At 72.0% G+C, this 25,299-nt stretch carries 27 protein-coding genes; 15 read left to right on the top strand and 12 right to left on the bottom strand.

Translation table 11 applies throughout. From position 1 onward, the window contains the following. Positions 1–27: 27 nt before the first annotated feature. The 4 genes from DEI98_RS17525 to DEI98_RS17510 form a co-directional block, all read right to left on the bottom strand. Positions 28–828, bottom strand: a complete 801-nt coding sequence (locus DEI98_RS17525; RefSeq protein WP_111101471.1) for an SDR family NAD(P)-dependent oxidoreductase — start codon at positions 826–828, stop codon at positions 28–30. An 8-nt stretch (positions 829–836) separates the two neighbouring features. Continuing rightward, complete coding sequence (locus tag DEI98_RS17520; protein ID WP_017886495.1) at positions 837–1,343, bottom strand: Dps family protein; 507 nt, start codon at positions 1,341–1,343, stop codon at positions 837–839. 113 nt (positions 1,344–1,456) lie between these two features. Further along, positions 1,457–1,969, bottom strand: coding sequence for a MarR family winged helix-turn-helix transcriptional regulator (locus DEI98_RS17515; protein ID WP_111024711.1), 513 nt, complete (start codon positions 1,967–1,969; stop codon positions 1,457–1,459). A 156-nt stretch (positions 1,970–2,125) separates the two neighbouring features. After that, positions 2,126–2,692 (bottom strand): NADPH-dependent FMN reductase, encoded by a 567-nt coding sequence (locus DEI98_RS17510; protein WP_027464982.1) that lies wholly within the window; start codon positions 2,690–2,692, stop codon positions 2,126–2,128. Positions 2,693–2,798: 106 nt separating this feature from the next. On the opposite strand from DEI98_RS17510, the gene DEI98_RS17505 reads away from it, so the two are divergent. From DEI98_RS17505 to DEI98_RS17480, 6 genes are all read left to right on the top strand, one after another. Then, the gene (locus tag DEI98_RS17505) at positions 2,799–4,445 is read left to right on the top strand and encodes a glycoside hydrolase family 13 protein (RefSeq protein ID WP_111101470.1); all 1,647 of its coding nucleotides are present in this window, start codon (positions 2,799–2,801) and stop codon (positions 4,443–4,445) included. 109 nt (positions 4,446–4,554) lie between these two features. Continuing rightward, complete coding sequence (locus DEI98_RS17500; protein ID WP_111101469.1) at positions 4,555–6,552, top strand: DUF11 domain-containing protein; 1,998 nt, start codon at positions 4,555–4,557, stop codon at positions 6,550–6,552. A 143-nt stretch (positions 6,553–6,695) separates the two neighbouring features. Further along, positions 6,696–7,355: a DUF308 domain-containing protein gene (locus DEI98_RS17495; protein WP_228513510.1), complete on the top strand. Its 660-nt coding sequence runs from the start codon at positions 6,696–6,698 to the stop codon at positions 7,353–7,355. Beyond that, positions 7,352–7,615, top strand: coding sequence for a hypothetical protein (locus DEI98_RS17490; protein WP_071404886.1), 264 nt, complete (start codon positions 7,352–7,354; stop codon positions 7,613–7,615). The genes DEI98_RS17495 and DEI98_RS17490 overlap by 4 nt, the downstream gene beginning before the upstream one ends. A gap of 128 nt (positions 7,616–7,743) precedes the next feature. Then, positions 7,744–8,283, top strand: coding sequence for an RNA polymerase sigma factor (locus DEI98_RS17485; protein ID WP_017886488.1), 540 nt, complete (start codon positions 7,744–7,746; stop codon positions 8,281–8,283). Further along, on the top strand, positions 8,273–9,049 hold the full coding sequence (locus DEI98_RS17480; RefSeq protein WP_146237731.1) for a hypothetical protein: 777 nt from the start codon (positions 8,273–8,275) through the stop codon (positions 9,047–9,049). The genes DEI98_RS17485 and DEI98_RS17480 overlap by 11 nt, the downstream gene beginning before the upstream one ends. Positions 9,050–9,180: 131 nt before the next feature. Here the strand turns inward: DEI98_RS17480 and DEI98_RS17475 are convergent, their stop codons facing one another. Beyond that, the gene (locus tag DEI98_RS17475) at positions 9,181–10,059 is read right to left on the bottom strand and encodes a LysR family transcriptional regulator (RefSeq protein WP_181438082.1); all 879 of its coding nucleotides are present in this window, start codon (positions 10,057–10,059) and stop codon (positions 9,181–9,183) included. A gap of 81 nt (positions 10,060–10,140) precedes the next feature. On the opposite strand from DEI98_RS17475, the gene DEI98_RS17470 reads away from it, so the two are divergent. Continuing rightward, positions 10,141–11,430: an MFS transporter gene (locus tag DEI98_RS17470; protein WP_111101467.1), complete on the top strand. Its 1,290-nt coding sequence runs from the start codon at positions 10,141–10,143 to the stop codon at positions 11,428–11,430. Positions 11,431–11,550: 120 nt separating this feature from the next. Then, positions 11,551–12,156, top strand: a complete 606-nt coding sequence (locus DEI98_RS17465) for a hypothetical protein (protein ID WP_111101466.1) — start codon at positions 11,551–11,553, stop codon at positions 12,154–12,156. A gap of 111 nt (positions 12,157–12,267) precedes the next feature. Here DEI98_RS17465 and DEI98_RS17460 read toward each other — a convergent pair whose 3' ends face one another. Then, positions 12,268–13,182, bottom strand: coding sequence for a cation diffusion facilitator family transporter (locus DEI98_RS17460; protein WP_111094306.1), 915 nt, complete (start codon positions 13,180–13,182; stop codon positions 12,268–12,270). Positions 13,183–13,229: 47 nt separating this feature from the next. Between DEI98_RS17460 and DEI98_RS17455 the strand changes: the two genes are divergently transcribed. Continuing rightward, positions 13,230–13,898, top strand: coding sequence for a DUF4166 domain-containing protein (locus DEI98_RS17455; RefSeq protein WP_111094305.1), 669 nt, complete (start codon positions 13,230–13,232; stop codon positions 13,896–13,898). A 1-nt stretch (position 13,899) separates the two neighbouring features. After that, positions 13,900–14,877, top strand: coding sequence for an epimerase (locus DEI98_RS17450; protein WP_111101465.1), 978 nt, complete (start codon positions 13,900–13,902; stop codon positions 14,875–14,877). Here DEI98_RS17450 and DEI98_RS17445 read toward each other — a convergent pair. Beyond that, positions 14,846–15,868 (bottom strand): EamA family transporter, encoded by a 1,023-nt coding sequence (locus DEI98_RS17445; protein WP_258370933.1) that lies wholly within the window; start codon positions 15,866–15,868, stop codon positions 14,846–14,848. The genes DEI98_RS17450 and DEI98_RS17445 overlap by 32 nt on opposite strands. A gap of 72 nt (positions 15,869–15,940) precedes the next feature. On the opposite strand from DEI98_RS17445, the gene DEI98_RS17440 reads away from it, so the two are divergent. Then, positions 15,941–16,855, top strand: a complete 915-nt coding sequence (locus tag DEI98_RS17440; RefSeq protein ID WP_111101464.1) for a LysR family transcriptional regulator — start codon at positions 15,941–15,943, stop codon at positions 16,853–16,855. A gap of 176 nt (positions 16,856–17,031) precedes the next feature. Here the strand turns inward: DEI98_RS17440 and DEI98_RS17435 are convergent, their stop codons facing one another. The 5 genes from DEI98_RS17435 to DEI98_RS17415 form a co-directional block, all read right to left on the bottom strand. After that, entirely contained in the window at positions 17,032–17,727 is a 696-nt protein-coding gene (locus DEI98_RS17435) for a L,D-transpeptidase family protein (RefSeq protein WP_258370932.1), read from the bottom strand. Positions 17,728–17,840: 113 nt separating this feature from the next. Next, positions 17,841–19,061: a hypothetical protein gene (locus DEI98_RS17430; RefSeq protein WP_111101462.1), complete on the bottom strand. Its 1,221-nt coding sequence runs from the start codon at positions 19,059–19,061 to the stop codon at positions 17,841–17,843. A gap of 150 nt (positions 19,062–19,211) precedes the next feature. Beyond that, positions 19,212–20,597, bottom strand: coding sequence for an adenylosuccinate lyase (purB, locus tag DEI98_RS17425; protein ID WP_111101461.1), 1,386 nt, complete (start codon positions 20,595–20,597; stop codon positions 19,212–19,214). Then, entirely contained in the window at positions 20,594–21,106 is a 513-nt protein-coding gene (locus DEI98_RS17420) for a low molecular weight protein-tyrosine-phosphatase (RefSeq protein WP_017886476.1), read from the bottom strand. Before DEI98_RS17420 ends, purB begins: the two co-directional genes overlap by 4 nt. Before the next feature lie 7 nt (positions 21,107–21,113). After that, positions 21,114–21,551, bottom strand: coding sequence for a phage holin family protein (locus tag DEI98_RS17415; RefSeq protein WP_111101460.1), 438 nt, complete (start codon positions 21,549–21,551; stop codon positions 21,114–21,116). A gap of 60 nt (positions 21,552–21,611) precedes the next feature. On the opposite strand from DEI98_RS17415, the gene DEI98_RS17410 reads away from it, so the two are divergent. The 4 genes from DEI98_RS17410 to DEI98_RS18965 all read left to right on the top strand — a co-directional run. Then, positions 21,612–22,691 (top strand): histidinol-phosphate transaminase, encoded by a 1,080-nt coding sequence (locus DEI98_RS17410; protein ID WP_110864969.1) that lies wholly within the window; start codon positions 21,612–21,614, stop codon positions 22,689–22,691. Between the two features lie 23 nt (positions 22,692–22,714). Continuing rightward, on the top strand, positions 22,715–23,851 hold the full coding sequence (locus tag DEI98_RS17405; protein WP_071404900.1) for a thiamine pyrophosphate-dependent dehydrogenase E1 component subunit alpha: 1,137 nt from the start codon (positions 22,715–22,717) through the stop codon (positions 23,849–23,851). A gap of 86 nt (positions 23,852–23,937) precedes the next feature. Beyond that, positions 23,938–24,897 (top strand): alpha-ketoacid dehydrogenase subunit beta, encoded by a 960-nt coding sequence (locus DEI98_RS17400; protein WP_110864996.1) that lies wholly within the window; start codon positions 23,938–23,940, stop codon positions 24,895–24,897. 41 nt (positions 24,898–24,938) lie between these two features. Further along, positions 24,939–25,299, top strand: a 361-nt coding sequence (locus DEI98_RS18965) for a biotin/lipoyl-containing protein (protein ID WP_309147108.1), incomplete at its 3' end; no start/stop codon positions are given.

The raw sequence follows: 25,299 nt of genomic DNA, 5'->3' as shown, positions 1-25,299 counted from the left end.
CCTCCTGGCGGTGCTGTGGTGCCACGATCAGATCGTGGCGACCGAGCCGGAGTCGACCCGGTAGTTGGCGCCGTTCACGAAGCTGGCCAGGTCGGAGCACAGGAAGGCCACGACGTTCGCGACCTCTTCCGGCTCGCCGCGGCGCTTCAGCTCCATGTACGGCCGCTCCTCTTCGAGGAAGCTGCCGATGGCCTCGTCGAACGAGGTCCCGCGCTGCTTGGCCCGCTTGTCCATCATCGCGTCGGTCATCGGGGTGTGGATGAACGCGGGGGAGACCGTGTTCACCAGCAGGCCCTCGGAGGCGTAGGAGCGCGACAGTCCCTTCGCGAACGAGAGCACCCCGGCCTTCGCGGCGCAGTAGGGCAGTTCGTCGTCGTACGGCTGCGAGGCGTCCTCGGACACCAGGTAGACGATGCGTCCCCAGCCGCCCTGGCGCAGGTCGCCGATGAACTCACGGGTGATCCGCACCGGCCCCATCAGGTCGATGTCGATCGTCTCCGCCCAGCCGGCCTCGTCGATCTCGTGGAACATGCCCTGGGCGCCGGTGACGCCCGAGGACTGCACCAGGATGTCGATCTCGCCGACCGCTTCACGCACCTTGTCGTGCAGGGCGGCGAGGCTCTCGGCGCTCCGGACGTCGGCGGCGAAGGCGTGCAGCTTGCCGATCGGCGCCTCGAGTTGGTCCGCACTGGTGTCCAGACGGCTCTGGTCGATGTCGGTGACGACCACGGTCGCACCCTCTGCCAGGAGGATGCGCGCCGTGTTCCAGCCGATGCCGGAGTCGCCGCCGAAGACGAGTGCGGTCTTGCCCTGGATACCGAGGTCCACCCGGGCCCCTACGCGTGTGCCGACGCGTCGGCGACGGCGGGCGTGGTGGCGGAGGCCAGCGGGGTGCTGGGCGCGCGGTTCTCGGCGGAGACCATCCACGCGAGCTGCTCGAGGCGCTCGATGAAGCCGTGGAGCAGGTCCGCGGTCGTCGGGTCTTCCTCGTCGACCTCGTCGTGGACATCGCGCATGGTGCCGGTCGCCTGGTACAGCCGGAGCGTGACCTGGTCGATCGCGTCGTGCGTGGTGATCTCGCCCGAGGGGAACGCGTCGAGGTGGCTGCCCGCGGAGACGGTCGCCGAGCGGCCGTCCGGCACGAGGTACAGCGCACGCATGCGCTCGGCGGTGTCGTCGGCGAACTCACGAGCTGCGTCGACGATCTCGTCGAGCTGCAGGTGGAGGTCGCGGAAGTTGGTGCCCAGGATGTTCCAGTGGGCCTGCTTGCCCTGCAGGTGCAGGTCGATGAGGTCCACGAGGACCGCCTGGAGGTTCTTGGCCATCTTGTCCGAAGCGTGCATGGTTGTGGCTCCTTTCGCGTCGGTGTGACCGTTCCGGTCTACGCGGTGCCGCAGTGCACGCTCTCAGTGCGCTCGGAGGCAGCGTCCCCCGAGGTCGTCCGGTGCAGGGCTGCTCAGTGCGACGGCGCGGGGTCGACCTGGTCGACTGCGTCGCGCATCTGCTCCAGGAACCCGGCGACGATCCGCGCCTCGGACGCGGGGAGCCCCTCGGCGATCGACATCATCCGGCGGTGCATCACGCCGAGCGTGGCGCGGACCTCGTCGTCGGTCTCGGTCGTCGGCGTGATGACGAGGGCCCGGCGGTCGGTGGGGTGCGGGTCCCGGCGGACGTGGTTCGACTTGACCAGGCGGTCGATGAGGATGGTCGTCGAGGCCGACGAGATCTTGAGGTACGCGGCGAGGTCCTTCGGGCTCACAGCGGTGCCGGAGCGCTGCGCCTGCAGCAGGAAGCGCACGGCGAGCAGGTCGGTCTCGCCCATGCCCATCGAGTCACGGGTCCGGCGGCGCATGGCCGTCTCGGCGGACCGGTACCGGCGCAGGGCGTTCAGCACCGCGACCCCGCGTTGGGTCGCGTCGTCGTCCGGGAACCAGTACCCGGACGCCTCGGTGATCTCCTGCGTGGACATGGCGTTCAGGGTAACCCGTCTCGTATCTCGGCCGTCGAGCGAACTCCCGGGTTCTGCCGCAACCGCACCGTCCGCACCGTCCGATGCGTCCGCACCGGACGGACAGGAGGCCCGTGGCGGTGTCGCCACGGGCCTCCTGTCCGACGGTCGGTCGCGTTACGCGGCTGCCTGCTCGTCCGTGCCGGCTGCGGCCTCGGCGAGCGCGGTGAGCGCGCCCTGCACGAGCGTCGTGACCTCGGCGTCCTCACGCGGGTGGGTCTCCGCGAAGCGGACGACCGACTGCGGGATGGCGACCTTGACGTCCTCCAGGACCTTCGCGCCGGCGATGCCGGCGGCCTTGCGGGCGTCGTCGTGGGCCCAGACGCCGCCGTACTGGCCGAAGGCCGAGCCGATCACGGCGAGGGGCTTGCCGGACAGTGGCGAGGCGCCGAACGGACGCGAACCCCAGTCGAGCGCGTTCTTCAGGACGGCGGGGATGGTGCCGTTGTACTCGGGGGTGATCAGCAGGACGGCGTCCGCGGTGGCGACGGCGTCGCGGAAGGCGACGGCAGCGGCGGGCGGGGTGTCGCCGTCGATGTCCTCGTTGTAGAACGGCAGGTCGACGATGCCGTCGAAGGTGTGCAGCTCGATGCCCTCCGGCGCGTGGTGCGCGGCGGCCTCGGCGAGCTTGCGGTTGATGGAGTCGGCGCGCAGGCTGCCGACGAGGACGAGGACGTTCGTCATGGAGCTCCTTCTGTTGCGGGATGCTGTTGCTGGACGGAAAGGTGTCAGCGACAACCAATGCGATCGTAGGGGGCGCTATTCCCAGCACCCTGGGTACGGTGGCGACGTGACCACGCTTCGGACCCCGGCCAGCACGCCACGAACCACCGACCCGACCTGGTGGCGCGATGCCGTCGTCTACCAGGTCTACCCGCGCAGCTTCGCCGACACGGACGGCGACGGGCTCGGTGACGTCGCGGGCATCACGAGCCGGGTGCCGTTCCTGGCGTCGCTCGGCGTCGATGCCCTGTGGCTCTCCCCGTTCTTCCCGTCGCCGCTCGCCGACGGTGGCTACGACGTCGCCGACTACCGCGCCGTCGACCCGAAGCTCGGGTCCCTCGACGACCTGGACGCCCTGGTGCGGGCCGCGCACGAGCACGACCTCAAGGTCATCGTCGACATCGTGCCGAACCACACCTCGGACCAGCACGAGTGGTTCCGAGCAGCACTGGCGTCCGCGCCGGGGTCGGCCGAGCGTGCGCGGTACGTGTTCCGTGAGGGCTCCGGCGCCTCCGGGGAACTGCCGCCGAGCGACTGGGTGTCGAACTTCGGCGGCAGCGCGTGGACCCGGGTGCCCGACGGGCAGTGGTACCTGCACCTGTTCGCCCCCGAGCAGCCCGACCTGGACTGGTCGAACCCCGAGATCCGCGCCGACTTCGCGGACACGCTGCGCTTCTGGTCGGACCGCGGTGTCGACGGCTTCCGCGTGGACGTCGCGCACGGGCTGGCGAAGGACCTGTCGACCCCGTACCGGCCGTCGAACGAGCAGGACCTGCCGCTCGACGGCTCCGACCCGCTGTACGACCGCGACGAGGTGCACGAGATCTTCGCCACCTGGCGCCGGGTGCTCGACGAGTACGACCCGCCCCGTGCCGCGGTCGCCGAGGCCTGGGCCCCGGCACCCCGCCGTGTCCTGTACGCCCGGCCGACGGAGCTCGGGCAGGCCTTCAACTTCGACCTGCTCGAGGCCCCGTTCGAGCCCGATGCGTTCCGTCGGATCATCGAGCGGAACCTGGCCGCCTCGGAGCAGTCCGGTGCCTCGAGCACCTGGGTGCTCTCGAACCACGACGTCGTGCGGCACCCCACCCGCTACGGCCTGCCGGACGGCACCGACACCGACGCTTGGCTCATGACCGACGGCACCTCGCCGGAGCTCGACCGTGCACAGGGGCTCCGTCGGGCCCGAGCGGCGACGCTGCTGATGCTGGCGCTGCCCGGGTCGTCGTACGTCTACCAGGGCGAGGAGCTCGGGTTGCACGAGGCCGCCGCGATCCCGCGCGACCTGCTGCAGGACCCGAAGTGGCTCCGCACCGGGCACACCGTGAAGGGCCGGGACGGCTGCCGCGTGCCGATCCCGTGGACGCGCTCCGGGCCGTCGTTCGGCTTCGGGGACGTCGCACCGCACCTGCCGCAGCCGCAGGACTTCGGGGAGTCCTCGGTCGAGGCCGAGGACGGCGATCCCGAGTCGACCCTGTCGCTGTACCGCCGGGCGCTGGCCGCACGGCGTCGCCTGCAGCAGGGGGAGGCGCTGACGTGGCTGGAGTCCGGCTCCGAGGTCGTGGCGTTCGCGCGGCACGACGGCTGGCGTTCGGTGACGAACTTCGGCACCGCGCCGGTGCCCCTGCCGGCCGGGACCGTCGTCGTCGCGTCCGGGCCGCTCGACGGGGTCGCACCGGGGCTGCTGCCGGGTGAGACGACGGTGTGGCTGGCCTGAGCGGTCCGCTCGCGTCGTTCTTCCTCCACAGCCGGGAGGCCCGTGGGGGCGTTCCACAGATCGTCTCCCCGCCGTCCGGGGGTGACGTCCCGGTCGCGAGCATCGGGGCATGACAGATCCCACTGCATCAGCTCCAGCTCCTGCCCCAGCGCCTTCCCTCGACCGGCGGTCGTTCCGCTCGCGGGTCGTCCGCCGTCTCGCCGCGGCGTGCGCCACCCTGACCGCGATCGGCGTGCTCGCGGCACCCGCGGTCCTGCCGTCCGGGTCGAGTGCGGCCGCCCTCGACTTCCCGTACGTCAACCAGTTCTCCAGTGCGTCCGGCGGGGCCCTGCACGGTGACGCCGCGGTGTCGGGCGGCCGGTTGCGGCTCACCGACGACGTCAAGAACCAGGCGGGGGCGTGGTCGACGAACGACACGTTCCCGTCGGACACCGGGCTCGAGATCGAGTTCACCTACGCGATGTACACGGCGAAGGACGACCCCGGCGCCGACGGGCTGCTGCTGTACCTCGCCGACGGCGCCGCAGCACAGGGCGTCGGGTCCTTCGGTGCCGGCCTCGGGTACGCCTGCCGCAAGGAAGCGACCGAGGGCGGCGGACGCGTGTGCGACCTGCCCGGTGTGCCCGGTGGCTTCGCCGCCGTCGCGATCGACCACTACGGCAACTTCTCGTCGCGCATCAACGGGTCCGGTCCCGGAGCCCAGCCCGACCACGTGGTGGTCCGGGGCTCCGGCAACAGCACCGAGGGCTACCGGTACGTCGCCGGTGCCGCGGCACCGGGCGGCACCGTGACGGCCGGTTCCACGCCCCGGACGGTCCGGATCACCCTGCTGCCCGACGACGACGGCGGGCTCGCGGTCTCCGTCCGGCTGCAGGTCGGCTCGACCATGCGCACCGTGCTCGACTCGGTCCCGCTGCACGGCGACGGGCAGGCCGCGCTGCCGAGCACGCTGCGCCTCGGGTTCGCCGGGGCCACCGGCAGTCACGTCGACAAGCACGAGGTCGACGCGCTCCGGGTCTGGAAGCCGGCGGACCTGTCCGTCGAGCACGACCTGCCCGCAACCGCGACGGCGGGCGAACCGCTCCGCTACACCGTGACGGCGCGGAACCCCGGCCCGAACGCCGCCGACCCGAGTCCGCTGCAGGTCGACGTGCCCGACGGCGTCGAGGACGTCACCTGGACCTGCACGGCCGCGGACGGCTCCGCCTGTGCGACCGGGTCGGGCACCGGTGACGTCGCGACCGACCTGTCGTTGCCCCGAGGGAGTTCGGCCGTCGTCACGATCGAGGGCCGGGTGGCCGAGGGCACGTCCGGAGCGCTGGAGAGCGTTGCGACCATCGCCCCGCCGACCTCGTTGTCCGACACGAACGAGGCCGACAACGCCTCGCGGGCGACCACCACGGTCACTGCCCCCGTGATCGCCGCCGACGTCGAGACGGACAAGTCGGTGTCGCCGTCGACCGTCCGGCCCGGTGACGAGGTCGAGTACCTCGTGACGGCCCGGAACCGGGGGCCGTCGGTGGCGCGGCAGGTCGGGGCGGTCGACGACCTGCCCCAGGCCATGCGGTTCGTGGGCTCCGAGGACGGGTGCACGGCCGAGGGGCAGCGGGTGACCTGCAGCTCCGACGTGTCGCTCGAGGTGGGCGAGACCCTGGACTTCCGGATCCGCGCCGAGCTCGACCCCGCGTACCAGGGGGACGGCTCCGACGTGGTGAACGTGGCGACGGCGACCTCGCCGACCGACGCGGACGGCGGCGACCCGTCCACCGGCGTCGCGATCGTCGTGGGCCCGGACGACGAGGGGCCCACGCCGAGCCCCGTGCCGACGAGCGGGCCCACTCCGGACGACGGGGACGCCGGTGGTGACGGTTCCGGTGGTGACGACGGTGACGGCGCCGGTGTCGACGACGACGGCGGAGCCGGTGACCCCGCAGTCGACCGTCGTGCGGCTGCCCCCGTCGGAGCCCTCGCCTACACCGGCGCCGAAGGGCTCGGCCTCGCCGCGGCGCTCGCCGCCCTGGCCGCCGCCGCCGGATCCGTGTGCTGGTGGCTCGCCCGACGTCGTGCTCGCCGGAACGCGCCGTCCGACGACCCGCAGCAGCCCTGACACCGCCGGGACGGCACCGGACGGCGGTGTCGTCCCGGTGCACGGGTGTGGACGTCCACAGGGGGTCGAGTCCGCTCCGGTCGGGCGTCCACCCCACCGGCGGTAGGATCGGATCCACGATCCGCATGCCCGAAAGAGGTCTCGTGTCCGACACCGTGGACGACGCCACCACCGTGGAAGACGCGACCCAGCGCGCGCGGTACTGGCCGATCCCGATCCTCCGGGCGGTCCCCGCAGCGGTCGTCGCGATGGTGATCACCTTCTCGACCAACCACGCCGCGGGCTACGGTCTCCTGCTGTTCGGCGGCTTCGCTCTGGTCGAGGGCCTCGTGCTCCTGTTCGCCGGGATCTCCCGACTGCCCCTCGACGGTCGATCGCGTCGCACGACCCTGCTGCAGGCCGTCATCACCCTGCTCGCGGCCGTCGCCGCCTTCGCGTGCAACGGGTTCGGGCTGCCGGCCTTCATCACGGTCATCGTCGCGTTCGCGGTGCTGACCGGGGCCCTCGAGCTGTCGCAGGGGCTCCGTGCCCGGCGACGCTCGCCCTTCGCTCGCGACTGGACCACGATCGGCGGCCTCACGCTGCTGCTCGCGGTCGCCTTCCTCGTCACGCCGCCGGACTACTCCCAGCAGCTCGGTGGCGTGGAGCAGGTCACCGGCACCCTCGACGCCTCGATCGTGCTCGTCGGCCTGCTCGGCGCGTACCTCGCCATCACGGCCGTCTTCCACGTGATCGCCGGCCTCTCGCACAAGTGGGGCACGGCCACGCCGGCCGTCGCCCCGGACGGAGCACCACACGCATGACCACCCCCAGCCGTCGTGACCGTCTGCGCCCGGTCGAGCTCCTCGGGATCTCCGCGATCATCGCGGTGTTCACCGGGCTCGTCGTGCTGTTCTCGACGCGGGAACTGCAGCTGGCCGTGATCTTCCTCGGCGTCGCGTTCATCGTGGTCGTCGTCGTGCTCGCGATGCTGCAGCTCGCCTCGTCGAGCGAGCAGGACGACAACGACATGCTCGGCGGGCACAAGACGCCGGGCGAGGGCGACGGCGACGACTTCCACTGACCGCTGATGTCTGACAGCTGACAGCTGACGGCTCCGGGCGGACACGCCCGAGATCACGAATCCGCCACGGTCCTGTCAGGATCGCGGGTCCTGCCGACACCTCTGAGTGAAGGAGGTGGGATGTGGACGTGACGACCGGCACCGACACGGACGAAGGACTCGTCCGTGCGATGGCACAAGGGGACACCGGCGCGCTCGCCCGGGCGTTCGACCGGTACGCCGCCACCCTCACCCGCTACGCCTGGGCGCTCGTCGACGACCGGTCCGACGTCGAGGAGATCGTGCAGGACGCGTTCCTGACGCTCTGGCAGCGCGCCGCGACCCTGGAGCTGCCGGCGGACACGGTGCTGCCGTGGCTGCTCGTCGTGTGCCGCAACCACGCCTTCAACACCGGCCGCAAGCAGGCCCGGCGCCGCACGGACGAGCTCCCGGAGCACCTCGCCTCGCCCGCCGACCACGACGAGGCCCGCGAGACCCTGCGCTGGGTCCGCGCCGAGATCGCCGCGCTCCCGGACCTCGACCGCCGCATCTGCGAGCTCTGCCTGCTCGAGGGGCACTCGTACGCCGAGGCCGCCGAACTCCTCGGACTCACGGTCGGCGCGGTCACCCAGCGGGTGTCCCGCAACCGTCGACGACTCAAGAAGGTGGTGATGCACGATGAACACTGAGCCTCCGCAGGGAGACGACCTGCAGCGCATGCTCGTCTCGATGAAGCAGAACGTCCTCGAACGTGCCACCCCGCTCCCGAAGCGTCGTCGGGGCCGGTCCGGGATCGTCATCGGTGTCGTTGCGCTGCTCGCCGTCGGCACCGCGACCGGTGCGGTCGCCCTGACCCTGTCGCAGCAGAACGCCGACCCGGTCGCCGCTCCCACCCAGACCCAGCAGCCCGAGCCCGCGCCGTCCTCCACGACGCCGAGCTCCGCCCCGATCACGGGTGCCCCGGTGCCGAAGCCCACCCCGACGTCGACACCGACCCCCGCCGCGGCGACCATCCCCACGGACTGTCGCGCGCTCGTCCCCGCCGAGGACTACGACCGCTTCTTCGGTGACACCCCGCTGACGCAGGCCGACCCACCGTCGGGTACCGATCGAGTGCCGGACGGTCAGGACCCGGAGGGCACCCAGTCGAAGGTCTCCTGCTCGTGGCGTGACCCGCGCGCGGACGTGTCCGGGATCGAGGTCCGGGCCGGGACCGCCACCGAGGCGACCATCCAGCGGGAGATCGAGGAGTTCCCCGCGTACGACGGCGGCGGGACCTGCACGGAGCGTGACGGCGGAACCTTCTGCCAGTCCCGCGGGATCGTCGAGCCGTACGGCGTCGAGAAGGCCTACACGTACTTCGCCCGCGGTGACACCTGGATCACCATCGAACAGACCAACGTCCCGACCGACGGGCTCCTGCCCGCCCTCATCGCGACGTTCTGGGGGGACTGACGGCCCGGAGGCACGTGGCGGACCCGACCCGTGCCTCCAGTCCGTCGGTGGTCAGATCGTGAGCAGGAACGGTCGCCTCGCGCACCGCGACCCGACGGTCCTGCTCACGAAACACGGCGAGCACGCCCGCGTCACCCGACCCGCGCCGCCACGATGTCGCGCGCAAGCGTCCGGACCGCACGGCTCGGCTCCGGGGACGTCCGGACCGCCAGGCCGATGCGGAGCGGGTCGACCTCGTCCTCCAGGTCGAGCACCGCCCCGTCGTACCGCACCCCCGCGTCCGGCACGACCCCGACGCCGAGCCCGGCCGAGGCGAACCGGATCACTGCGGGCATGTCGTTCATCTCCGCGACGATGCGCCGACGGATGCCGAGCCGCTCGAGTGCCCCGTCGAGGATGATCCGGTTGCCGAACCCGTGCGCCGTGTCGACGAAGGGTTCGTCGGCGAGTTCGGCGAGCGACACCGACGACCGGCCGGCGAGCGGGTGGTCCGACGCGGTGAAGACCCGGAACGGCATCTCCCGCAACGGCTCCACGACGACCCCGGCGGGCACGGTGGGCAGGCCCGTGTAGGCGATGTCGAGCCGCCCGGCGACCAGGTCCTGCACGAGGCCGGTCGTCCCCGACGGCGACGTCATCAGCTCCACGGCGACGAGCGGGTGCTGTCGTCGGAACCGCTGCAGCACGCCCGTCAGGTCGACGATGTCCATGCTCGTGAAGATGCCGAGCCGCACCCGGCCCCGCAGGTCGGCGTCGTCGGCGGTGGCCAGGTCGCGCATCCGGTCGAGGGACTCGAGGACCGCGCGGGCGTGGGGGAGCAGGTCCTCGCCGGCGGGGGTCAGCACGAGCTGTCGTCCGGTGCGATCGAAGAGCCGCACCCCGAAGCTGCGCTCGAGCGAGGCGATCCCCGCGGACACCGTGGACTGCGCGGCCCAGAGCCGTTCGGCCGCGCGGGTGACGCTGCCCTCGGCGGCCACGGTGACGAACTGTTCGAGCAGTCGGGTCTCCATCGTCCGAGTATCGAGCAGATCGATCGTGCACATCAAGCGCATCCGTTGGACTCGATGCAGTGTGAGGGCGATCATCGGAGCATGTCAACCGTCACCGACACCCCGACGGGCACCGTCCCCGCCACCACCGCCGCTCCCGCATCCGCGAGCGACCGTGTCGTCGCCCCGCGCGGACGCCGTGTCCACACCCGTCGGCGCCACGGTTTCGGCTTCTGGGTCGTCGCCTTCGCGTTCCTCGCGGTGATGGCCTTCGCGACCGTCCCCGCACCGCTCTACGTCATCTACCAGGCCCGCGACGGCTTCCCGACCTTCACCACGACGGTCATCTTCGCGGCGTACGGGGTCGGGGTCGTCGGGTCGCTGTACCTGGCGGGGCACCTCAGCGACGTGCACGGGCGGCGCCCGCTCATCCTGGTGTCGATCGCCTTCGAGCTCGTCGCCGCCGTGCTGTTCCTGCTCTGGAACGACGTCACCGGCCTCATCGTCGCCCGGCTCGTGACCGGCCTCGGCGTCGGGACGGTGACGGCGACCGCGACGGCACACCTCGGTGAGCTCCGGGTCCGTGCCACCGGGTCGAGCGACTCCGCGAAGGGCGCGAGCGTCGCCGCCGGAGCCGTGAACCTCGGGGGGCTGTCGCTCGGCGCCCTGGTCGGCGGAGCGCTCGCCGAGTTCGTCGGGCAGCCGCTCATGGTCCCGTACGTGGTGTTCGTGATCGCGCTGGCCGTCGCGTTCGTGCTCGTGCTGGCCGCACCGGAGACGGTCGACCGTCCCGAGGAGCCCGTGGCCTACCGCCCGCAGCGCATGCAGGCGCCGGAGGGGCAGGGTGCGGCGTTCTGGGCAGCCGGCGCAGCAGCGTTCGCCGCGCTCGCCGTGCAGGGCCTCTTCACCTCGGTCGCGCCGAGCTTCCTCGGCACCACGTTCCACGTCACCGACCGCCTGGCCGCCGGCGCCACGACCTTCGGGGTCTTCGCCGCGAGCGCGCTGTCGCAGATCGTCTTCGCCCGACTGTCGCAGCGTGCGCAGATCCGGCTCGGCATGCTGCTCCTGGTCGTCGGCCTGGTCGTCCTCGCCGTCGCCGCGGTCCTGCTGCAGGTCGCCGGGTTCATCGGCGGCGGGGTCGTCGCGGGAGCCGGCGTCGGCCTGCTGTTCCGCGCCGCGATCGGCAGCGCCGCAGCACTGGTCGGCCCGGAGCGCCGGGGCGGCGTGCTCGCCGCCACGTTCCTCATCGCCTACGCCGGGCTCACCGTGCCGGTCGTGGCCGTCGGGGCAGCGCTGCTGGTGATCCCGACGCTCCCCGTCCTGATCGGGTACGTGGTGCTCGTCGCCGTCCTGGCCGTCGTCGCCGGCACCCGGCTGGCCGCGCGCGCCTGACGCGTGGCGGGCCTCCCGTCGGCCCGGAACCAGGTTCCGGACACCGCACCACGCGATCGCGCGGTGCGGTGTCCGGAGCCTGGTTCCGTCGTGCGGTCGAACTCCCGGCATACTGGGCGCGTGCCCCGGAACCGCAACCGTCCCGTGACCACCGGCGTCGCGGCCGTGGTGGCCGCCGGTCTCCTCGCCGGTGGGTTGTTCCTGACGGCACGGCAGGGCGCGGACGACCCGACCATCGGTGCCGGCTCGGCCTCACGGACGTCGAGCGACGCGCCGACCGCCGCCGGTGACGGCACCGTCACGATCACCCGCACCGGGCCGGACATGCCCGGCAGCACCGCGCTCGGCCGATGCGACACCACGACCCAGGCGGCCGTCGCGCAGTACGAGACCGAGGCCCTGGGCCGCGTCACCCTGCAGTGCGGCACCGCTGCCCAGGGCTACGAGCACATCCGGGTGCGGCACACCGCCGACTGGCAGGACGTCGTCACCGGGCACGGCTCGCGCGACTGGGACGACGCCATGCTCACCGCGGTGCAGACGGCGCTCGAGGACCCGCGCCCCGGGTTCCCGCTCGACGCCGGCGACGGCAAGGTCTGCTACGCCGCACCCGTCCGGTTCGACGACGGTTCACGCCCCGACGACGAGCCCTGGGTCAAGGTGATCGTCTCGGCCACCACCGACCGGGTGATCACGGCCTACCCCACGCGTACCGACGACTGCTGACGCGGCACCCGCGGACACCCGTTCTGCGACAGACCACGCGTCGATCACCTGGTGGATCGTCGCGAAGCCGGAGCGCCCCCGACCGACGCCCGCACGCCCGAGCGCGGAACCCTACGCGTGCACCTCGTACTCGTGCCGCCGGTGCGACACCGGCTCCAACTGGAACGTCGAGTGCTCCACCGGCACGTCGAAGTGCTCCGCCACGCACCGCTGCAGCTCGTCGAGGATCGCCGGGGCGTGCGCCGTCGAGAAGCAGTGGTCGTCGACGACCACGTGCGCGGTCAGGTTCGGCACCCCGGTCGCCACGAGCGTCGCGTGCAGGTCGTGCACCGCGATGACGTGGTCGAGCTCGAGGATGTGACCACGCACGTCGTCGAGGTCGAGCCCCGGCGGCGTCGACTCGAGCAGCACGTTCGCGGTCTCGCGCAGCAGCCGGATCGCCCGCGGCAGGATGAGCAGGCCGATCAGGATCGCGGCGACGGAGTCCGCCCGCTCCCACCCGGTCAGCATGAGCACGACCGCGGCGATGATGACGGCGACCGAGCCGAGGGTGTCGTTGAGGACCTCGAGCCGGGCGGCGCGCGAGGTGAACCCCTCGCCCGACGCCCGCAGCAGCACCGCGTAGGCCACCAGGTTGCCGACGAGTCCGACGATGCCGAAGACGAGCAGCGGCCCGGAGTGGATCTCCTCCGGCACGAACAGCCGCTGCACCGCCGAGATGATCACGTAGACCCCGACGGCGAGCAGGATCGCGGCCTGTGCGGTGGCCCCGAGGACCTCGGCCCGCTGGAAGCCCCAGGTGCGCTGCGCGGTCGGGGACCGGCGGGCGAGCCGCGTCGCGACGAGCCCGATGCCGAGTCCGCCGGTGTCGACGACCATGTGCCCGGCATCGACGAGCAGCGCGAGCGAACCCGTGACCACGGCGCCCACGACCTCGGCGAGCAGGATGCCCGCCGAGATGCAGAACGCGACGAGCAGGGCGCGCTCCGAGGCGTGCCCGACGCCGTGCCCGTGGTCGTGTCCCATGTGCGACATCGTAGGGATCCGCACTGACGACATGCCAGGATCGAACCGTGAGCCGGTCGCCCTACGAGCTGTCCACACCGCCGGACGTGCTGGCCCGGCTGCACCCGCGGCTCCGCACGTACTTCGGCCCCGTCCCGCCCGGGCACGTCGGCCGCGGCGAGGGCGTCTTCGACGTCGTCGGCACCCCACGTCGGTGGCTCTGGCCGGTGCTCGCGGTGTTCGCCCACGATTCCGTCATGTTCCCGGTCTGGGAGCGGGACGTCCCGTTCACGGTCGAGAACCGGCCGGCTCGCGTCCGCCGCGGGTCAGGGGTCAGCCTGGAGGCCCGGGTCGCCGTCCGCGCGCACCGCACCTTCCGGTTCCGCTCCGGGAGCCGCACGATGGTGGACGCCATCACCGCCGAACCGGACGGCCTGGTCGACCACCTGGGTCGCCACGGGCGCGTCAGCGCCCGGCTCCGGGCGCAGGTCGACGCGGACGGTCCCGACGCGGGCGCCCTGCGCCTGGTCTCCACGCGCGTGACGTTCCGAGCGCTGGGACGCGATCTGCGCCTCCCGGCCGCCCTGAGCCCGCGTGTGACGCTCACAGAACGATTCGATGACGAAGCCGACCTGCAGCGCGTGTCCCTGGTGCTCACGGCGCCGGTGCTCGGCACGCTGTACCGGTACGAGGGGGCGTTCCGGTACGAGATCGCGCCGGACACAGAACGGGGATGAGATGAGCGACCAGAAGGGCCGCGTCGTGATCGCGGGAGCGAGCGGCTTCGTGGGGCGGTACCTGCGGGACGCCTTCACGGAAGAGGGGTACCGGGTCGTCACCGTCGGCCGGACCGGCGACGCCGTGTGGGGCAACACCATGCGCATCCGGGAACTCGTCGACGGCGCCGCGATGGTCGTGAACATGGCGGGCAAGAGCGTCAACTGCCGCTACGGCCGACGCAACCGTGCGGAGATCATGCGCTCGCGGGTGGACACCACGCTCGAGCTCGCCGAGGCCATCCGCACGTCCGAGCACCCGACGCCGCTGTGGATGAACGCCTCGACCGCGACGATCTACCGGCACGCCGACGACCGACCGCAGGACGAAGCGACGGGGGAGATCGGCGAGGGGTTCTCGGTCTCCGTCGCCCGCGCGTGGGAGGACGCCTTCTTCGGCGCCGACCTGCCCGGCACCCGTCGTGTGGCGCTCCGGATGGCGATCGTGTTCGGCGACGGCAGCGCTCTGCTGCCGCTCCTCCGGCTCGCGCAGGCCGGCCTCGGCGGGCCGCAGTACGACGGACCGTGGGTGCCGACGCGCTCCCGGCTCCGCGCCGGCACGTACCACCACCACCGGCCCACGCACGGTCGGCAGCGCTTCAGCTGGGTGCACATCGCCGACGTCCTCGGGTCGATCCGGTTCCTCCGCGACCACCCGGAGATCGAGGGGCCGGTGAACATCTCGAGCCCGAACCCGTCCGACAACCGCACCGTGATGGCGACCCTCCGCGACGCCGTCGGGCGCCGGTTCGGGGTGCCGACCTGGCGGTGGATGCTCGAGCTCGGGTCGTTCGCGATCCGCACCGAGACCGAACTCGTGCTGAAGAGCCGGTGGGTCGTGCCGACCCGGTTGACCCAAGCCGGCTACGAGTTCCGGTACCCGCACCTGCGTGGGGCGCTCGCCGGGATCATCGCGGAGCGTCGCCAGCACCGGGGCTGAGTGCCGGGTCGAGGTCGCGCGGACTGCCGCTCGCGAGCGGTCCGGGCGGCACGTCGTGCGTCCTCGGCGACACGGCCGCGGCACGTCGTACGCCCTCGTCGACGGGGGCCGGCCGCGGCCCGCGGTCCCGCGCCGGACGTGACGACCACAGCACGGCGGCCACGACGACCGCGCCGGCGAGCACCTCGACCAGGTCGGGCACCTCGCCGAAGGCCACCCACGACGCGAGCACTCCGACCACGGGCACGAGCATCGAGAACGGCGCGACCGTGCTCGAGGGGTAGGCCGCCAGCAGCCGTGACCAGATGCCGTACCCCACCAGGGTCGCGACGACCACGATGTAGAGCAGGCCGAGGTCAGCGGGCAGCGCCGCCGCCGTGAACGCGGTGCCGAGTGCGGTGCCGATGCGGTCCGGACCCTCGACCACGAGCGACAGCACGACCATCGGGACCGGCGGCACGACCGACCACCACAGGGTCAGGTGCAACGGGTTCGCGGCCCCGGCCCGCCGGGTCGCGACGTTGCCGATCGCCCACCCGAGCGCACCGCACAGTGCGAGCACGACGGGCAGCAGCGCAGCGGTCTGGGAACGGTGCAGGGCGATCGCGGCGAGGGCGGCCACGGCGACGGTGACCCCGACGACCTGCCTGCCGGTCAGCCGCTCGCGCAGGAACACCCCTGCCAGCACCACCGTGAACGGCGCGGAGGCCTGCAGCACGAGCGAGGCCAGCCCCGACGGCATGCCGGACGCCATGCTCAGGTACAGGAACGAGAACTGCAGCACGCCGAGCCCGAGGCCGACGAGCAGCAGTCGCCCGAACGGGATCCGCGGCCGCGGCACGAACAGCAGCGTCGGGACCGCCAGGATCGTGAACCGCAGCGCTGCGAGCAGGAACGGTGGGAAGTGCTCGAGCGCGAGCGCCGTCGCGGGGAAGTTCAGTCCCCAGACCACGGCGACGACGACGGCGAGGAGGCGGTCTCGGGTGGTCATGCTCCTCATCGTCCCGGCTAGGACGTTGTAGGTCCATCGAATCCTTTGCGAACAACGATGTAGGCTCCCTGCATGGTCGACTTCGACGTGCAACTGCTGGCGGTCCTGCGGGAGCTCGCCGAGCGCGGCAGCGTCACGGCCGTCGCCGAGGCCACCCACCGCACACCGAGCGCCGTCTCTCAGCAGTTGCAGACGCTGCAGCGGCAGGTCGGCGTCCCGCTGGTCGAACGCGTCGGGCGCGGGGTCCGGCTGACCCCGCACGGCGAAGTGCTCGCGGGCCTGGCCTCGGGGGTCGCGACCGCCATCGCGCGGGTGGACGCCGCCTGGCAGGAGCACCTCGGCGGCACGACCGGACCGGTGTCGCTGGCGATCTTCCCGTCGGCGGCGGAACTGCTGCTGCCCGGCGTGCTCACCCGGATGCAGGCGCACCCGGGCATCGCACTGACCCTGGTCGACGTGGACGTCAGCGAGGGGGAGTTCGCACCGCTCGCGGCCGACCACGACGTGGTCGTCGGGCACCGGTCCGACGGCGTCCGACCGGCCGACCAGGGATCGGTGGACACCGTGCCGCTGCTCCGCGAACCCCTCGACGTCGCCCTGCCGCCCGGGCACGCCCTGGCCGGCCGCGCACGCGTGGGCATCGACGAGGTCGTCGGGGAACGCTGGATCGGCGTGCCGCAGGGCTACCCGATCGACCGGGTGCTGCACGCGATGGCCGCGGCGACGGACACCCCGCCGAGTGTCGCGTTCCGCACGATCCACCTGCCGGTCATCGAGAACCTGGTGGCGGGCGGCCACGGCATCGCACTCGTCCCGCGGTACACGTCGGGCACGCGGGCCGCCGGACGCTTCCACCTGGCGGAACTCGCCGACGTCCGTGCCGGACGCCGCATCGAGGCACTGGTCCGCCCGGACCGTGCCGTCCGTCCCGTGGTGCGCACCGTCCTGGAGGCGCTGGTCGCCGTCGCCCTGGACGTCACCACCTGAGACGGTGGCGCCCACTGCCGGGCGCACGCCGTGCCTCCAGGCCGCCTGTCAGCGCACCTGGAACGTCAGCGCAGCAGACCCGCTTCGTGAGCAGGAATGGTCGGGTCCCGATGCGGAACCCGACCATTCCTGCTCACGAACTGTGGCGGGGTGAGCGCGTCAGCGCACCTGGAACGTCAGCGCACCTGGAACGGCGTGCCGAGCGGCAGGCGCTCCGCCAGCGCCGTGATGTCGGCGTTGTGCATGCGGATGCAGCCGTGCGAGGCGGCGGTGCCGATGCTCGACGTGTCCTCCGTGCCGTGCAGCCCGATCTGGCCGGGGCCACCACCGAACGAGTTGAGCACGTCCGAGAACGCCGTCGTGCCGTACGCGTACGGGCCGTAGCCCTCGTTTGTCGGTGCGAGCAGCTCGGTCAGCGCGAACCGGCCGGTCGGCGACGGTGTGCCGCCGGTGCCGGTGGCGACGGGGTAGCTGTCGACGACCTTGCCGTCCTTGTACAGGTCGAGCGTCTTCGTCGAGCGGGTGACGACGATCGCGTACGGGTCCTCGGTCAGGCTGACGGCGCTGGTCGGCACCCAGCCGGTGCTGCCGTTCGGGCGCTGTGCGAGCTGCACCTCCGCCCAGCCGTCCTGCTGGTCGACGACCCGGAAGACGAGCGGGGCACCGGACGCCTGCGGGTTCTCGAGGGTCTGTGTCGCCGTGCCGCCCGCGCTCGCGCTGACCGGGACGGACGCGCCGGTGACGGCGGCGACGGTGGTGCTGGCCGGGGCGTCGACCGCGTCGACGGGTGCTGCCGACCGGGTCGGCTCCGGTGTCGTCGTGGGGGTCGGCGTCGGTGCCGCGACGGACCGGGTGGGGGTCGGGGCGGGCACGGCTGACAGGGGACCGAGCGCGACGAACGCGACGGCCCCCGCACAGACGACCGCCACGGCGGCGGCGATCACAGTCGCACGCCGCCGTGGCTCGGTCGGGAGGATCGGCAAGATCAGCCCGTGAAGTTCGCCGTTCCGGGCACCGGGACGGCGACCGGTGCCGTGCCCGGGTCACCGGCAGCGGCCGGGTCGGCGACGAAGGCGCCATCGGCCGAAGCGGTCTGGCTCGAGGACCGGCCTTCGAGCGTGGCGGTGTAGGCGCCGGCGCTCACGGCGCCCTCGGGCAGGACCACCACGACGACGATGTCGCCCTCGTCGTCCGCCACCGAAGCGTTGGTGCGGATCGAGTAGGTCTCGCCGCCCTGCGTGATGGTCGCCGCGACGGACTCGTTCGGGGCGAAGCCTGCACCCGTCACCTGGAATCCGGTGAGGGTCTGCGACACGCGCACGGTCGTCGACGTCTCGATGGTCGCGGTGGGCTGCGGCGTGAAGTACGTCGTGGTGTCGTCGATGCGGAGCGCGGAGATCGAACCGCTGGCGTCGGCGGCGAGCGACTGACCGTTCGCCTCGAGCGGGGCGGCGAGGCTCTTCAGCTCGCTGCTGGGCAGCGCGCTCGGTGCCGGGGTGCCGTCGACGGTCGGGGCCGGGGTGGGCTCGTCGGTCGGAGCGGGCGTCTCGGTCGGCTCGGGCGTCGGCGGGGCCGTGGTGTCGGCGGCGACGTCGATGCCGACGTAGACGACGTACCCGACGACCTGCGCGTCGGCGGCCTCGAGGTCGGCCGTGAGCTCCGTCGTCGACTCGACCTCGCCGGTCGCGGGGTCGATCCAGTTGCTGGTGCCGTCGGAGATGCCGACGCCGTCACCGGTCTCGGGCGCGTCCGTGGCGAAGACCACGGTCTGCGCGCTGGTGTCACCGCCCTCCTGGACCGCGAGACCGAAGCTCGTCGCGCCGGTGGTCGTCATGCTGATGCCGGCGGCGAGGGCGGGGACGCTGCTCGCGGGCACGGGCTTGTTCAGGCCGCGGACCAGGCCGACGGCCTCGCCCTCGGAGACGGACAGGCCGTCCTCGTCCAGCGTGGCGTGGTCGGTGATCGAACCGCCACCGTCCAGGTCGGTCACGGACGCCCAGTACCACTGGTCGGTCAGCGGGAAGGTGCCGGTCGGCGCGGCGGTGAAGTCGTCGGCCGAGTCGGTCCAGGTGACGATGGCCGAAGCAGCGGTGCTCGTCACCAGGGCGGTCGAGACCGTCGGGACGAGGGCGGCGGAGACGCCGAGCACGGTGGCGCCGACGGCGGCCGCGGTGATGCGAGAACGAAGCACGGTGTGGAGATCCATCCGGTCAGTGGACAGGGTGCATCCACTGCGACGCCCCCCGTGCTGAGATGTACTCAGCGATACGAACCTATCGAACCGCTCAGGTTTCCGCACCCCCGGATGCGGATCCGATGACGGACCGACGACCGTCCGGCCGCCGGTCCGTCGTGCTCAGACGTCGAGGTGGTCGACCAGCTCGTCCGCCAGGCCCGTGTAGGTCGCCGGCGTCAGGTTGGTCAGCCGGGCCTTCGCGCCGTCGGAGATGTCCAGACGGTTCACGAAGACGATGAGGTCCTGCTGGCTCACCCGCTTGCCGCGCGTGAGCTCCTTGAGCATCGCGTAGGGGTCCTCGATGTTCGACTGCCCGGCGGTGACCTCGGCACGGATGACCGTCTGGATGGCCTCGGCGAGGACCTCCCAGTTGTGGTCGAGGTCGTCGGCGAGCTTGACCTCGTTCACGGCGATCTCGCCCAGTCCGCGGCGCAGGTTGTCGAGCGCGAGCAGCGAGTGCCCGAACGCGACGCCGATGTTCCGCTGCGTGGTGGAGTCGGTCAGGTCGCGCTGCAGTCGGCTGGTCACGAGGGTCTCGGACAGCGTCGAGAAGAGCGCCGACGAGATCTCGAGGTTCGCCTCGGCGTTCTCGAACTTGATCGGGTTGATCTTGTGCGGCATCGTCGACGACCCGGTGGCACCCGCCACGGGGATCTGCGTGAAGTACCCCATCGAGATGTAGGTCCACACGTCGGTGGCCAGGTTGTGCAGGATCCGGTTGGCGTGACGCACCCGGTCGTAGAGCTCGGCCTGCCAGTCGTGCGACTCGATCTGCGTGGTGAGCGGGTTCCACGTCAGGCCGAGGCCCTCGACGAACTCGCGGGACAGCGCGGGCCAGTCGGCCTCGGGGTCGGCGGCGAGGTGTGCCGAGAAGGTGCCGGTCGCGCCGGAGAACTTGCCGAGGTACTCGCCGCCCTCGATCTGGGCGAGCACGCGCTCGAGTCGGTAGACGACGACCGCCAGCTCCTTGCCGAGCGTCGTCGGGGTGGCCGGCTGACCGTGGGTGTGCGAGAGCATCGGCACGCTCTTCAGCTCGACGGCGAGCGTGCGGAGCTTCTCGAGCACGGCACGGAAGCCGGGCAGCCAGACCTGGTCGACGGTGTCCCGCACGGTGAGTGCGTAGGACAGGTTGTTGACGTCCTCGCTGGTGGCGGCGAAGTGGGTGAGTTCGGCGATCGCGTCGAGGCCGAGCTCGGACAGCCGGCGGCGCACGAAGTACTCGACGGCCTTGACGTCGTGGCGGGTCGTCGCCTCGATCTCGGCGAGCTCCGCGATCTGGTCCTGGCCGAAGGTATCGACGATCCGGCGCAGTGCTGCCTTGTCGTCGACGCTGAGCGGCGAAGTGGTGAACATCGCGTGGTCGGTCAGGAAGATGAGCCACTCGACCTCGACCACGATGCGCGCGCGGTTGAGGCCGGCCTCGGAGAGGTGCTCGCCCACCGTGTGCACGATCGGGTAGTAGCGCCCGTCGAGCGGGCTGATCGGCTGCGGGGGAAGGGGGGTCATGGGGCTCCCTGACGGACTGCCGGCTCGAGCTGGTGGAAGAGCGCCCGGCAGGCCCGTTCGACGGTCGAGAGCACTCGGTCGAACTCGTGCCGGTCCGCGTAGTACGGGTCCGGCACGTCGGCCTGCTGGGGCCAGGCGGCGTCGTACCGCAACAGGAGCGTCACCTTGGCGGAGTCGTCCATGGTCGGGGCCCACGAACGCAGGATGCGCTCGTGGGAGCGGTCGAGTGCGACCACCAGGTCGAGGTCCGGGAACCGGTCCGGGTCGAACTGACGGGCGCGATGCCTGCTGCCATCGTATCCGCGCGCCGCCAGCGCTGCGATCGTGCGCTCGTCGGCGGGTTCGCCGACGTGCCAGTCACCGGTGCCGGCCGACTCCACCTGGAACCGGTCAGCCAAGCCGGCGTCCGCGGCGATCTGCGCGAACACGACCCCGGCCATGGGGGAGCGGCAGATGTTGCCGCTGCAGACGAACGAGACGCGGAACGGGGCGTCGACGTCCTGGGTCATGAGCACATCATGACGCAGGGCGGGGTCCTCCGCGAGGTCCGCCGGGGTCACGCCCGTGGCGGTTGAGCACCGGGCGGGCGAAGAGCCCGATCAGCCAGGCGAAGACCGCGAGCACGAAGGCACCGACGATGCCCCAGCCGAAGGAGTCGACCTCGAGCCCGAAGCCGAACGCCTCCGAGATGCCCGCGACGATGAGCAGCAGGATCGCGTTCACGACGAACGAGATGAGCCCGAGCGTGAGGATGTAGAGCGGGAACGCCACGATCCGGATGAGCGTGCCGATCACCGCGTTCACGAGACCGAACACGAACGCCACGAGCAGGAAGGTGAGGACGGTCGCAGTGGTCCCGCCGTCACCGAACGGCGTCACGGAGACGCCGCTGACGATGAGCGTGGTGAGCCAGAGCGCGAGGGCGTTGACGACGAGGCGGACGAGGAATCGCATGCGACCATGATGCCCTCGTTCCCCTCGTGGGTGCCGTGGGCCTGCCGGTAGCCTGGACCCGTGAGCGAGCAGCGTGTGCACATCCGGCCCGAGGTGGCCGTCCTCCCCGCGTACAAGCAGGGGCGACAGGCGTCCGACTCCGCCTTCAAGCTGTCGAGCAACGAGAACCCGTTCCCGCCGCTCCCCGGGGTCGTCGAGGCCGTGCAGGCCCAGACCTCGTACAACCGCTACCCCGACGCCACCGCCCTCGCCCTGCGCGCCGTGCTGGCCAACCGCTTCGGGCTGACCGCCGAGCAGGTGCACGTCGCCCCGGGCAGTGTCGCGATCCTGCACGAGCTCGCCCGCGCGACCTCCGGCCCGGGCGACGAGATCGTCTACGCGTGGCGCTCGTTCGAGGCGTACCCCGGGGTCGTCACGGTCGCCGGCGCCACGAGCGTGCAGGTGCCGAACCGCGCCGACGGCGGGCACGACCTCGACGCGATGGCCGCGGCCGTCACCGAACGCACCCGCATGGTGCTCGTCTGCTCGCCGAACAACCCGACGGGGCCGGTCGTGACCGCCGCGGAGTTCGACGCGTTCATGGCCGCGGTGCCGCAGTCGGTGCTGGTCGTGCTCGACGAGGCATACGCCGAGTTCGTGACCGACGAAGCCGCCGTGCACGGCCACCCGCTGCTCGCCGCGCACCCCAACCTCGTGGTCCTCCGTACCTTCTCGAAGGCGTACGGGCTCGCCGGGCTCCGGGTGGGCTACGCGCTCGGTCCGGACTACGTGCTCGACGCCGTCCGGGCCTGCGCCATCCCGCTGTCCGTGACCGCCCAGGGCCAGGCGGCGGCGCTCGCCAGCCTGGAACGCGAGGCCGAACTGCTCGGACGCGTGACCGAGATCGCCACCCTGCGCGACCGGATCGTCGTCGAGCTCCGGGCCCAGGGCTGGGACGTCCCGGACGCCCAGGGCAACTTCCTCTGGCTGCCGACGGGCGAGCGGACGGCGACCGCGGCGGCCGCGTTCGAGGACGCCGGCATCATCGTCCGGGCCTTCCCGCCAGAGGGCATCCGCATCTCGATCGGCGAGCACGAAGCTGTGGAAACGCTCCTCCAAACAGCCCGCTCACTTGTGGGGGACCTCCAGGTGGCCGACTAGTGCCTGGCGCTACGCTGGCCCGCATGTCATTCCGCGCCGCGGCTCCCGCGACGACCACCGTCCGGCTCCTCGACCCCGAGGGTCGGTTCGTGGAGACCGACGAGAACGCCGAGTTCGCCGCCGCCGCGCGGGCGATCCCCGACGAGACCCTGCTGGCGATGCACCGCCGCATGGTGCTCACCCGTCGGTTCGACCACGCCGGCCACAACCTCCAGCGCACCGGGCAGCTCGGCCTGTGGGTGCCCAGCCACGGGCAAGAGGCGGCACAGACCGGCTCGGCCTTCGCCCTGCGCGCCCAGGACCACGTGTTCCCGTCCTACCGCGAGCACGCCGTCACGATGCACCGCGGCGTCGAGCCGATGGAGATCATCGCGATGTACCGCGGGCAGACCCACGGCGGGTGGGACCCGGACCAGCGCGGCAACACGCACATCTCCACCCTGGTGATCGGCTCGCAGACCCTGCACGCCACCGGGTACGCGCTCGGCCAGAAGCTCGACGGCGACGTCGGCACGGGCGACCCGGACCGCGACGCCTGCTCGATCGTCTACTTCGGCGACGGCGCCACCAGCCAGGGCGACGTCAACGAGGCCTTCGTGTTCTCCGCGTCGACCAAGGCGCCGGTGGTCTTCTTCCTGCAGAACAACCACTGGGCCATCTCGGTGCCGGTGTCGGTGCAGTCCCCGACGCCGCTCGTCGACCGCCCGCGCGGCTTCGGGATCCCGAGCGTCCTGATCGACGGCAACGACATCCTCGCCTCCTACACGGCCTCGGTCGTCGCGACCGAGCACGCCCGCAGCGGCCAGGGCCCGGCCTTCATCGAGGCCGACACCTACCGCATCGGTGCGCACACCAGCTCCGACGACCCGAGCCGGTACCGCGCCGACGGCGAGCTCGAGGAGTGGGTCCTGCGCGACCCGATCGTCCGGTCCGAGGCGTACCTGCGCTCGAAGGGTGCGACGGACGAGCAGTTCGCCGCGTTCGACGAAGAGGGCGAGGACATCGCCGCCGACGTCCGACGCCGCACCGTCGCCCTGACCGCACCGTCCGTCGACGTCATGTTCGACAACGTGTACCGCGAACCGCACCCGCGGATCACCGAGCAGAAGGCCTGGCTCGCCCAGTACGAGGCCGGCTTCGAAGGGGGCGCCCACGCATGAGCACCACCGAGCAGCTCTTCGACTACACCCTGCGCTCCCACCCGGGCGCCGGTGAGGTTCCGAGCGACCCCACCCCGACCCTACCGATGGCCAAGGCCCTCAACGCCGGGCTCGCCGCGGCCATGGAAGCGGACGACAAGGTCCTGCTGATGGGCGAGGACATCGGCCAGCTGGGCGGCGTCTTCCGCATCACCGAGGGCCTGCAGGACCGCTTCGGCGCCGAGCGCGTGCGGGACACCCCGCTCGCCGAGGCCGGCATCATCGGCACCGCGATCGGCCTCGCCCTGCGCGGCTACCGCCCGGTCGTCGAGATCCAGTTCGACGGCTTCGTGTGGCCCGGCTTCGACCAGATCACCTCGCAGCTCGCGAAGATGGCGAACCGCCTGCCGGCACACATGTCGCTGCCCGTCGTCATCCGCATCCCCTACGGCGGCCACATCGGCGCCGTGGAGCACCACCAGGAGTCCCCCGAGGCGTACTTCGCGCACACCCCGGGACTGCGGGTCGTCAGCCCGAGCACTCCGAACGACGCCTACTGGATGATCCAGGAGGCCATCGCATCGAAGGACCCGGTGGTCTTCCTCGAGCCGAAGTCCCGCTACTGGCCCAAGGGCCAGGTGGACCTGGTCGACGGCCACGTCCCGATGCACACGACCCGCGTCGCCCGCACCGGCACCGAGGTCACCCTGGTCGGGCACGGCGCCATGGTCGCCACCCTGATGCAGGCGGCGGACATCGCCGAGGCCGAGGGCACCAGCTGCGAGGTCATCGACCTCCGCTCGATCTCGCCGATCGACTGGGAGCCGCTGCTGGCCTCCGTCCGCAAGACCGGTCGCCTGGTCATCGCGCAGGAGGCCTCCGGCTTCGTCAGCGTCGGCAGCGAGATCGCCGCGACCGTCGCAGAGCGGGCGTTCTACACGATGCAGGCACCGCCGCTGCGGGTCTCCGGCTTCGACGTGCCGTTCCCGGTCTCGAAGCTCGAGCACCTGCACCTGCCGGATGCCGACCGCATCCTCGAGGCCGTCGACCGCGCCCTCGCCTACTGACCCGTCCGACCGAGCACGACCAGATCCGCGAAGGAGCCGTAGTGGCCGCCGCCGAATTCCCCCTGCCCGACGTGGGTGAAGGTCTCACCGAGGCCGAGATCGTGCAGTGGCGCGTCGCCATCGGGGACGAGATCGCCGTCGACCAGGTGCTCGTCGAGATCGAGACCGCGAAGTCGCTCGTCGAGCTGCCGTCGCCGTTCGCCGGCACCGTCACGGGCCTGCTCGTGTCCGAGGGTGACACGGTCGAGGTCGGCAAGCCGATCATCCGCGTCGACTCGGACGCCTCGGTCGCGTCCGGTGCGGCGATCACGCCCCCTGCGGAACAGCCTGTCGAGCAGCCTGGAGGCGCGGCGCCCGTTGCCCAGACCGCCCCGGTCTCGCCGGTGGTCGCCCCCACCCCGG

It is taken from the genome of Curtobacterium sp. MCLR17_034 (assembly GCF_003234485.1).
In the GTDB taxonomy this organism is placed as follows: Bacteria; Actinomycetota; Actinomycetes; order Actinomycetales; family Microbacteriaceae; genus Curtobacterium; species Curtobacterium flaccumfaciens.
This window is presented reverse-complemented; position numbering and strand designations above follow the sequence as displayed.